8 protein-coding genes and 1 tRNA gene are annotated in these 9,881 nt (G+C 72.5%); 6 read left to right on the plus strand and 3 right to left on the minus strand.

Translation table 11 applies throughout. The features are described 5' to 3' along the window. Window positions 1-143 precede the first annotated feature (143 nt). The 6 genes from dnaK (at window position 144) to WME83_RS14510 (ending at window position 7,493) form a co-directional block, all read left to right on the plus strand. The gene (gene dnaK, locus WME83_RS14485; RefSeq protein ID WP_437319873.1) at window positions 144-1,973 is read left to right on the plus strand and encodes a molecular chaperone DnaK; all 1,830 of its coding nucleotides are present in this window, start codon (window positions 144-146) and stop codon (window positions 1,971-1,973) included. Between the two features lie 34 nt (window positions 1,974-2,007). Beyond that, window positions 2,008-3,339, plus strand: a complete 1,332-nt coding sequence (locus WME83_RS14490) for a hypothetical protein (protein ID WP_437319874.1) — start codon at window positions 2,008-2,010, stop codon at window positions 3,337-3,339. A gap of 108 nt (window positions 3,340-3,447) precedes the next feature. Then, window positions 3,448-5,463 (plus strand): M1 family metallopeptidase, encoded by a 2,016-nt coding sequence (locus WME83_RS14495; RefSeq protein WP_437319875.1) that lies wholly within the window; start codon window positions 3,448-3,450, stop codon window positions 5,461-5,463. Next, entirely contained in the window at window positions 5,460-6,419 is a 960-nt protein-coding gene (locus WME83_RS14500) for a hypothetical protein (protein ID WP_437319876.1), read from the plus strand. Before WME83_RS14495 ends, WME83_RS14500 begins: the two co-directional genes overlap by 4 nt. 168 nt (window positions 6,420-6,587) lie before the next feature. Next, window positions 6,588-6,660 (plus strand) — tRNA-Phe (locus WME83_RS14505). A gap of 347 nt (window positions 6,661-7,007) precedes the next feature. Next, the gene (locus WME83_RS14510; protein ID WP_437319877.1) at window positions 7,008-7,493 is read left to right on the plus strand and encodes a response regulator; all 486 of its coding nucleotides are present in this window, start codon (window positions 7,008-7,010) and stop codon (window positions 7,491-7,493) included. A 266-nt stretch (window positions 7,494-7,759) separates the two neighbouring features. Here WME83_RS14510 and WME83_RS14515 read toward each other — a convergent pair whose 3' ends face one another. The 3 genes from WME83_RS14515 to WME83_RS14525 form a co-directional block, all read right to left on the minus strand. Continuing rightward, on the minus strand, window positions 7,760-8,098 hold the full coding sequence (locus WME83_RS14515) for a hypothetical protein (protein ID WP_437319878.1): 339 nt from the start codon (window positions 8,096-8,098) through the stop codon (window positions 7,760-7,762). Between the two features lie 139 nt (window positions 8,099-8,237). Beyond that, window positions 8,238-8,807, minus strand: a complete 570-nt coding sequence (locus WME83_RS14520) for a hypothetical protein (RefSeq protein WP_437319879.1) — start codon at window positions 8,805-8,807, stop codon at window positions 8,238-8,240. Between the two features lie 105 nt (window positions 8,808-8,912). After that, entirely contained in the window at window positions 8,913-9,824 is a 912-nt protein-coding gene (locus tag WME83_RS14525) for an SH3 domain-containing protein (RefSeq protein ID WP_437319880.1), read from the minus strand. Window positions 9,825-9,881: the final 57 nt, after the last annotated feature.

Here is a 9,881-nt window from a genome sequence, read left to right on the forward strand (position 1 = left end):
GGGGTCGGGCCGGCGGCGCCTTCCGGAGCGGGCCGCGCACGATTGGCCCGCTCGGCTCCGCGAAACGGTCTAGCATCGTGACCTCGGCGGCCGTTCGGGCCGAAGATCACAAGCCGAAGATCACAAGAGGAGCAGCGGCATCGATGGAGCGTGTCATCGGCATTGACCTTGGCACCACGAACTCGTGCGTTGCCATCGTCGAGGAGGGCGTCCCGACCGTCATCCCGAATCGCGGTGGATACAAGACGACGCCGTCCATGGTCGCGATCACCGAGGCCGGCAAGCGGCTCTGCGGGCACATCGCGAAGCGGCAGGCGATCACCAACGCCGAGAACACGGTCTACGCCGCGAAGCGGCTGATCGGCCGGAAGTGGTCGTCCCCGCAGGTGAAGAACGCGATCCTGACAGCCTCGTACAAGATCGTCGAGGGCCCGCACGGCGACGTCCGCATCCAGCTGCGCGACAAGACGTACTCGGTCCCCGAGATCAGCGCGATGGTCCTCCAGGAGATGAAGCTGTTCGCCGAGGACTACCTCAACGAGCCGGTCTCGAAGGCGGTCATCACCGTCCCCGCCTACTTCAACGACAACCAGCGGCAGGCGACGAAGGACGCGGGTCAAATCGCGGGGCTCGACGTCATCCGCATCGTCAACGAGCCGACGGCGGCGGCGCTCGCGTACGGGTTCGGCAAGAACGTCGAGAAGACGATCGCCGTCTTCGACCTCGGCGGCGGCACCTTCGACATCTCCGTGCTCGAGATCGGCGCCGGCGGGGTCTTCAAGGTCATCGCCACCGCGGGCGACACGTTTCTCGGCGGCGAGGATTTCGACGCGCGGGTCATCGACTGGCTGGTGCAGGGCTTCAAGGAGCAGCACGACGTCGATCTGCGGCAGGACAGGATGGCGCTCCAGCGGCTCAAGGACGCCGCCGAGAAGGCGAAGTGCGAGCTGTCCAGCGTGCTCGAGACCGAGATCAACCTGCCGTTCATCATCTCGAGCGCGCGGAACGAGGCGCTCCACCTCCAGCGCACGCTCTCGCGGGCCACGCTCCAGGACCTGTGCGAGGACCTCGTCGAGCGGTGCATCGAGATCTGCAGCCAGACGCTCGAGGACGCGCGGCTCGATCGCGACGAGATCGAGGACGTCGTGCTCGTCGGCGGCATGACGCGCATGCCGCGGGTGCAGGAGGCCGTGCGCGACTTCTTCGAGCGCGAGCCGTGCAAGGGGGTGCACCCCGACGAGGTGGTCGCGCTCGGCGCGGCGGTGCAGGGCGCCGCCCTCGTGGACGAGACGAAGCAGATGATCCTGCTCGACGTCACGCCGCACGCGCTCGGCATCATGACCTTCGGGTCGAACTTCGAGGAGCTCATCCCGCAGAACACGACCGTCCCCACGAGCCGGTCGAAGATCTTCACGACGAGCCGCGACAACCAGACCGCGGTGAAGATCCTGGTCATGCAGGGCGAGCACCAGAAGGCGACGGACAACGAGCTGCTCGGCGAGTTCATCCTCACGGGCCTGCGCCGCGCCCCGAAGGGCCAGGTCGAGATCGAGGTGACGTTCGAGATCAACAGCGACGGCATCGTCTCCGTCAGCGCGAAGGATCTCGAGACCGGCCAGCAGCAGTCGATCCAGGTCACCGCATCGAGCGGCCTCACGAAGGAGGAGGTCGGCGAGATGATGGAGGCCGCGAAGGAGTACCTCGTCGATCGCCGCGCGAGCGACCAGTTCGAGGGCGTCCGGCAGGAGGCCGAGAAGCTCATCGCCGAGATCGAGCGGATGTTCCCGCAGGTCGAGCAGATCGTGGCGTCCAGCGACTTCGGCCGCGACGCCATCGGCAAGGCGCGCGGGATCGTCGAGCGCTCGCGCCAGGCCATCGGCCGGCGCGACGCGGCCGCGGTCAAGGAGCAGATGGAGGCGCTCTCGCGCACCCACCGGATGTTCAAGGGTGTCGTAGCCAGGCCACAGGGGTGAACGGTGGCCGCGATGAGGGATGACGATGCGGTCGGTGCCGCCTGACTCCAAGACCCTGGACTCCTCCTGGGGGCACGATGAGGTGGACGAGCTCGAGGACACCCAGCCGGTCGCCTCGGAGGAGATCCTCGCGCTCGCCGCGCTCGCGCGCGGGGAGCCGGGCTCGTCCCGCCTGGGGGCGACCCCGCCCTCCGGCTCGCCCCTGCCGCCGGACTCCGAGGGCAAGATCACCCTCCCGCCGCCGATCCCCGTCAGCGAGTACGTGGCAAAGATGATGACCCGCCGCTCTCATTCGAGCTCCGAGATCACCGCCCAGCGGCCGCGCCCGCCCGAGCCCCCGCCGGAGGAGTACCCGCCGGTGCCGCCGCGCCGGACGATCCCCTGGGAGCCGCCGCCCGGCAGCAGCTTCTCGGGCAGGCACGGCCCGCCCAGCCTGGAGGCCGGGCGGCTCGGGCTGGAGTGCGACGAGCCCGGGGTCCCGTCGCGGCCCGGCGGCCGGATGGGCTTCGGGTCGCTCGAGGGCGACCACGAGCTCGGGCCGGACCTCGACGACGATCTCCTGCGCGAGCCGAGCCAGCCGTACCCGCACAGCTTCGGCGAGATCGACGTCTTCGGCGGCCCTCCGGTCGACGCGCGCGATGTCCACCTCCCCCCGAGCGCGCGGGGCCGCGGGTACGGCGCGGACGACGGCGGCCCGCTGGGCATCGATTTCCGGCTCGATCTCGGCTTCGAGGAGCCGAGCCCCGCCGCGGACGAGCAGCCGGTCACGCCGCCGCCGGGCACGCTCCGCTACGGCCTGGTCGTGGAGGACGACGAGCCCGCCTTCCGCGGCGGGACGGGCGCGCTCGCCGGCTCCACCTCGTACCGGGTCTCCGGCGACGCGCAGGGCGGGGCGCGCCCGCCGCGCCGGACCGAGACGGATCGCGCGCCGGCGGGGGTCGCGCGGGTGGACAAGGGGGTTCACTCCCGGGCGACCGAGCCCCAGATGAGCGCCGCGGGGCCGCGGGAGCAGATGCAGCACCGCTTCGATCAGGGCGACTTCGGCGGGGCGCTCGTCCTCGCGGAGGGGCTGCTCGAGGAGAACCCGAAGGACTGGATGGCGCGGCAGTACGCCGACAGCTGCGTCGAGATGCTGCGCCAGATGTACCAGTCGCGCCTCGGCGACGGCTCGCGCGTGCTCCGCCTCGCGGTGCCGCCGGACCAGCTCCGCTCGCTGAACCTCGATCACCGCGCGGGCTTCTTGCTGTCGTGCATCGACGGGTACAGCTCGATCGACGAGATCCTCGACGTGTCGGGCATGCAGACGCTCGAGGCCTTGCGGCTCCTGTACGAGCTCGTGCAGGAGGGGATCGTCTGCGGCGTGTAGGCGCCGGCGTCGCCTGAGGTCCCCGCCTCGCCTCGAACGGCGCCGAGCGGGCCGCCTCGCCCGCCGACGCGCCTTTCCGCGATGACGCTGGCTCGCTAGGGTGCACCGGTGCGCACGGCTCTCCAGGCCGCCGTCGGTCTCCTCCTCGCGCTGCTCGCCGGCCGCACGGGCGTGTCCCTCCTCGCGGCGATCGCGCTCGGCGCTCCGGCGCAGCCGCCGACCGCCGGCGCAGGCGCCGCGGACGCCGTCCGCGCGACGCCGCCGCCGTCGGCGCCTCCTGCCGACGCCGAGCTCGCGCCGGGCGCCGATCCGATCGCGAGCTACACGCTGCGCGCGACCCTCGATCCGGCGCAGCACACGATGCGCGGCGAGGGCACGCTGGTCTGGCGGAACGCGTCGCGCGAGCCGCGGCGCGAGCTGTTCGTCCACCTCTACCTGAACGGCTTCAAGAACCAGCGCACCGTGTTCCTGAGGTCGGAGATCGGGGGCTTTCGAGGCAACGAAATCGTCAGCGATTACGGGCATATCCAGGTGACGCGGTTCGCGGTCCGCGAGATGGACGGCGCGGACGTCTGGCCCCAGGGGAACCCCACGACGCCCGGCGATCCCGACGACGAGACCGACATCCGCGTGGCGCTGCCGCGGCCCGTCGCTCCGGGCGATGCGATCACGATCGATGTCGCCTGGGACGCGCGCCTGCCGTCGCTCGCGCTCAGGACGGGCCACCACGGGAGCTTTCACATGGTGGGGCAGTGGTTCCCGAAGATCGCGCGCCTCGAGCCCGACGGGACCTGGGCGCACTTCGCCTTCCACCGGCTCTCGGAGTTCTACGCCGACTTCGGCGCCTACGACGTGACCGTCGACGTCCCGGACGGGTTCACGGTCGGCGCCACCGGCCGGCTCGTCGAGGAGCAGCGGCGGGACGGCCGCGCGATCCGGAGGTTCGTGCAGGAGGACGTGCACGACTTCGCCTTCGCCGCGTGGGACCGCTTCCGCGAGCTGCGCGCGACGACCGACGAGGGCGTCGCCATCCGGTGCCTCTTCCCCGAGGGGAGCGAGCGCGAGGCGGCGCTCGAGATCGACCTGGCCCGGTTCGGCCTCGCGCACCTCGGCGCGGCCTACGGCCGCTACCCGTACGGCACGCTCACGATCGTGCACCCGCCGGAGGGCGCCGAGGAGGCCGGCGGGATGGAGTACCCGACGCTCATCACGACCGGCGGCAGCTGGCTCTGGCCCACGGCGGGCGTGCGCTTCGTCGAGGCGGTCACGATCCACGAGCTCGCGCACCAGTGGTTCTACGGCCTCGTCGCCACGAACGAGCACCGTTACCCGTTCCTCGACGAGGGCCTCACCACCTACGCCGAGGTCGACGCGCTCCGCGCGCGCTACGGCGACAGCTCGGCGGCGCGCCTGCCGGGGCTCGAGATCGACCTCCGGACGCAGTACCGCGCCGACGCGCTCGCGTCGGGCCAGAGCGGCGCCGTCGCGCAGCCGGCGACGAGCTTCGTCGACGGCGCGGACTACGCCGGGCTCGTGTACGGGCGGCCCGCGATCCTCCTCGCGACCCTCGCCGGCGTCTACGGCGAGGACCTCGTCCGACGGGCCGTCGGCCGCTACGCGCGCGAGAACCGCTTCCGTCACCCCGGCCCCGAGGCGCTGCTCGACGCCGTGCGGCGGGAGGTCGGCGACCCGGCGGCCGAGGCGCTCCGCGCCGGGCTCTTCGAGCGCGCGTGGGTCGACTACGCGGTCGCGACGTTCCACTCGTGGCCCGCCGACGCCGCGGAGCCCGCCCCGGGCGAGGGCGGCCACGAGCGCGCCGCCTACCGCGGCCACGCCGTGGTGCGGCGCCGCGGCCCGCTCGCGCTCCCCGTCGACGTCGCCCTGCACGGCGCGGACGGCGTCGTGCAGCGCGTCCTCTGGCAGGCGCACGAGAGCACCGCCAGGGTCCCCTACGCCGGCGCCTCGCCGCTCGTCGCCGTGGTGATCGACCCCGATCGCCGGGTGCTGCTCGACGAGGACCTCGCGAACAACGCGCTCCGGGTGGACCCGGACCTCCTCGCGCCCAGCGTGCTCGCGCGCGCGAGCTTCGCCGTGGGGCTCGCGCTCACGCTCCTCGGGCCATGAGCGAGCCGGCGGAGGAGGGCGCGACGGTTCCGGGCGGGGCGGCGGCCGCAGGCGCCGAGCCGCCGCGCGCCCGGCCCGCCGCGCGGCGCCCCGCCGCGCACGAGCGGCTCGGCGCGGTCGGGCTCTACTTCGGCTACAGGGCGCTCGCCTCGCTGGTCGTCGCCGCGCCGCTGTCCGTCTTCGCGGCCCAGGTGGTCGGCGACCACCCGCGCGGCGACGCGATCCTGTTCGATCCCGGCGGGCTCATGCTCGGCGAGCTCGTGCGCCTCGGGGCGCGCGCCCTCGGGGCCCTCGCCGCGCAGCTCGGCGCGGGCGCCCTGCTCGCCGCCGCGCTCGGGCTGGTCCCGCTCGCGGTGCTCCTGGCCGCGCTGAGCCAGGCGGGGCCGCTCTCCGCGCAGGCCGTGGGCGGCCGCGCCGCGCGCGCCCTCGGGCCGCTCGCGCTGCTCTGGGGGGTCGCGCTCGCGGCGCAGGTCACGGCCGCCGCGCTCGTCCTGCTCCCCGGGACGAAGCTCTGCGCCGCGCTCCTCTCCGTGCCGCGCAGCCGCGACCTCGCGGCGGCGGCCGTCACCGCGGTCGCCCTGGCGCACGTCGCGGCGATCGGCCTGCTCCACGACCTCGCGCGGGCCGCCCTCGTCGCCGAGCAGCGGGGGTTCTACACCGCCGTCGCCCGGGGCCTCGACGCGCTGCGCGCCGCGCCGCTCGCGGCCGCCTGGGCCTGCGCTTCCCGGGGCGCGCTCGCCGCCGCGGCGCTCGCCGGCGGGGCGTGGGGCGTGCACCTCGCCGGCGCCGGCACCGGCCCGCGCGTCGCCGCCGCGTTCGCCGCGCAGCTCGCGGCGCTCGCGGCCGCCGCGTACCTGCGCGCCTCCTGGCTCGCGGCCGCCCTCCGGCTCGTCGATCGCTCCGCGCCCGCGCATGAGCTCGCGCCACGCTCGGCGGCGGAAGACGCCGAGGGGTGAGCGCGCCGCCCCGGCCGCCGCCAGCTGCCGGCGCTCCCTCGGCCTCCGACGAGACGCGCGCAGGAAGGGGGAGGGGCGGCCCAAAGAATTCCTTGACATACGCCCACATCCACGTAACGTAGCCCGCCCGTGACCGACGCCCCGGCGTAAGCGCGGGGCCCGCAGCAAGCCCAGGTAGCTCAGTTGGTAGAGCAGAGGATTGAAAATCCTCGTGTGGGCGGTTCGATTCCGTCCCTGGGCACTACCCTTTCTTTCTTGTCTCGGCGAGCAAGCGCTCGCTGCCCCCTCCACGCACCCCTGCGTGCGCCTCCGCGCTTCCCGGCGTTGATGTTGTCGTGGACACCTGAGCGACTCGGCCTTTCGTCCAGAGAGCCAGGCGGTCTCAACGGCTGGCGCGCCGCGTATCCGCCGCGCGAGGCGCGGCGGACGGTTCAGGAGTGCTTTCGCGGGTTTGGCCACATCAGGTGACAGTGGAACTTGGTTCCTGTGCGGTAGCGATCCTGGTAAGGTGACGGGGGGACCACTCGTTGCAACCTGAACACTCCGGAGGCGCCCTAGGGAACGGCGCCTCCTCATGGAGGCTCCCTCATGGCCGATCGTCGTGTCGACTCCTCGCGAAAGAGCTCTCCGGAAACGGCCTCCGCTTCCGACTCGGCGCCGCGGAGCCGGCCGTCCGCGCCAAGTAGTGAACCCAGCGCGACCGCTCGAAAGAAGAAGATCCTCGTCGTCGACGACTCGCTGACTTCGCTGCTGTCACAGCAGCTGACGCTCGGCGAGGACGACTACGACATCGTCATCGCGCGCAACGGCAAGGAGGCCATCGCGAAGGCCGTGGCGGAGCGCCCCGACCTCATCCTGATGGACGTCGTGATGCCCGCGATGGACGGCTTCCAGGCCTGCAGGTGGCTCCGCGCGTTCGACGCGACGAAGACCGTGCCGATCATCATGATGACGACGAGGAGCGATCAGACGAGCATCAAGATCGGCTTCGCCAACGGATGCACCGACTACCTCATCAAGCCTTTTGACAGCGATACGCTGCTCATGAAGGTCCGCACCCACCTCGGCGAATAGCCCCTCTCGCGTCCCCGGCGCGCGGCCAGGCGCTCCGGCGATCCTCCCTCGAGAGGGCCTCCACAGCAGACCTCTTGCCCGCTGGGCTCTACAGCCAGCGTCGCAGTCGACGCGAGGGCGCATCAACGGATGCCGAGCGACGCGCCGGGCGCACCCGGCAAGGGGCGCGCCCGGCAGGACGGTCCACCTCCGGCGAGGGGGACGTGTCGTGGTGGGCTGAAAGGGCTACGCGGGCCGCGTATGGCGCGCGCGGCGCCCGCGCCCGATCACTCGAACTGAGCGTAAACCGCGAGGGATACGAGCGGTCCGGCGCACGCACCGAGGTTCTCCAGCGGCCGGGCGCATCCGGAGATATCGACGTCACGTCCGTCGCACACGAACTCGTCGTCGATGCAGGAGATCGCCTCGTCGAACTGGTCCTCGCAGCCTTCGTACTCGGAGGTCCGCTCGGCGTCCTCGAGGGCGTCGATACACTCCACCTCGTCTCTCTCGCTGCACGATCCGGTGCAATCGCACTTGTCTTCGCACAGACCCGAGGGAGAGGTCCCACAGCCCGCGAGCATGGCGAGCGCGAGGGCGACCGTGAACGAGAGGGCGAGCTTCAAGGGCAGTTTCCTCCAACCTGGCCGCGCGGCGCGCGAGCTACGATGACGCCGCCCCTCTTATCGCGTTCGCGGAGGAGGTACAAGCCGGACGTGGCTGCGCGCGGGCGCGACGGGGAGCCGGCGCGCCCGCAAGAGCATGTCAGTTCCGCGGGGCGCCTTCGGCCTGCGCCGGCCAGAGACGGCGGAAACCGACGCCGACGATGACCCCATCGTCGCGCTGTACCAGCCCGCCGAAGCGGCATTTCTCGACCAGCATGCCTTCGGCCAGATCGCCGCCGTCCTGGAACCGGATGCGCTGACCCTCGCTCAGGGCGGCAAAGACGCGCGCGTCCGCAGCGACGGCGACGAGCGACTCCGGGGAAGGGGCGCGCGACGGCGCGAGGTCCGAAGGACGGGCCCGGCGAACCAGGCCCCGATGGGGCGCGGAACGCCCAGGAAGAGCGCCTTGAGATGTGTCCCGAGCGGAAATCGTTGCCTCGGGAGCGTCGATCCACACATCGACCACGGCGCCGCGCCGGAAGAGGACCACCCCCGGCAGCGCCTTGCCCGCGGCGGTGGTCAGCAGGACCAGCTCGCCCACGCCCGGCTCGCTCGACGCGCGCCCGCCGAGGCGCTCGCGCACCGCGTCGACCGTTGGCTTCGCGGCGGCGGACGCGGCGCGCTCGGGTCGGCCCAGAGAAATCAGCGGGAGCGACAGCTTGCGCGTCATCGGACGCGGCCATTCTACGCGAACCGACGCGCGCTCGCCCGGCCGCAGGTCCGGAATCCGTGACTGACGACGCCGCCCGCACGGAGGAGCGCCCGCGGCGCGCGGCTACAGGCCGATGGCGCCGCGGTACATCCAGCCGGTCTTGCCCCGGTGCTCGACCTTGTACCAGTCGTTCTGCCGGCCAATGAGCTTGACCCGCGTCCCGCGCACGAGGCGCATGACCACATCGCCCTCCTTGGGCGCCCCGCGGACGAGCGCGGTATCCCAGCTCACCGTCGCCAGGCCGCTCACGGCGGTCTCGCTCGTGGTCGTGCCGGCCGCCTGCTCCTGCTCCTCGCCGCCGCCCTCCGCCTTCGCGGCCTCCGCGGCCGCGCCGGGCGGGTGGAACGTGGCGGTGTACACGAGGGAGTAGCGGCGGTGCTTGTGCGGGACCTCCTCGAGCGAGACGTTCGAGAACTCGCGCGCGGCGCACTGGAGGATGCCGCTGACCGTCGAGGCGGGCAGGCTCGTCTTCTTCCCCTTGACGACCTGGACCTCTTTCTTCTCGAAGTTCAGCTCGAAGCCGATCGGGAGCTTGCCGTCGGCGCCGAGCGCCGCCGGACACTGGGCGAGCTCCTTCAGCCGGGGCAGCGCGATCGGGTCGAACTGGAGCTCTCCGCAGTCCTCGATCTTCTTGTTCTTCTTGTCGGAGCAGCGCGTGATCCGGCCAGGGCCGACCACGACCTGCTGCTGGTTCTTCGCGGGCTCCGGCGGCTTGGCCTCGGGCTCCGCGGTCCCCGGCGCGGCCGCCGCGGGAGGGGGCGCCGCGGCCGCGGCTGCGGTCTCGGCGGTCGGCTTGAGATCGCCGGGGACGCTCGGGCCGATGCGGACCCCCGCGAGCCTGGGCCAGGCGACGCCCACGACGAACCCCACGAGCGCGATCACCCCGACCCGCGACCAGACGGGCTGCTCGTCGCCGGGACGGGGAATGTCGACCGTCAGCGGGCGCTGCCGCTTCGCCATGTCCGCCTTCGCCATGTCCACCACGTCGCCTAGCACAGCTGGGTCGCCAGAACGAAATAGTACGAAACAGTC

The sequence above is a fragment of the Sorangium sp. So ce385 genome (assembly GCF_051474135.1).
In the GTDB taxonomy this organism is placed as follows: Bacteria; Myxococcota_A; Polyangia; order Polyangiales; family Polyangiaceae; genus Sorangium; species Sorangium cellulosum_D.

Bases quoted from the DNA above. Each gene is read 5' to 3' on its own strand.
- WME83_RS14510 (WP_437319877.1), top strand. From the start codon at position 7,008: ATGGCCGATCGTCGTGTCGACTCCTCGCGAAAGAGCTCTCCGGAAACG.
- WME83_RS14525 (WP_437319880.1), bottom strand. From the start codon at position 9,824: ATGGCGAAGGCGGACATGGCGAAGCGGCAGCGCCCGCTGACGGTCGAC.
- WME83_RS14520 (WP_437319879.1), bottom strand. From the start codon at position 8,807: ATGACGCGCAAGCTGTCGCTCCCGCTGATTTCTCTGGGCCGACCCGAG.
- dnaK (WP_437319873.1), top strand. From the start codon at position 144: ATGGAGCGTGTCATCGGCATTGACCTTGGCACCACGAACTCGTGCGTT.
- WME83_RS14500 (WP_437319876.1), top strand. From the start codon at position 5,460: ATGAGCGAGCCGGCGGAGGAGGGCGCGACGGTTCCGGGCGGGGCGGCG.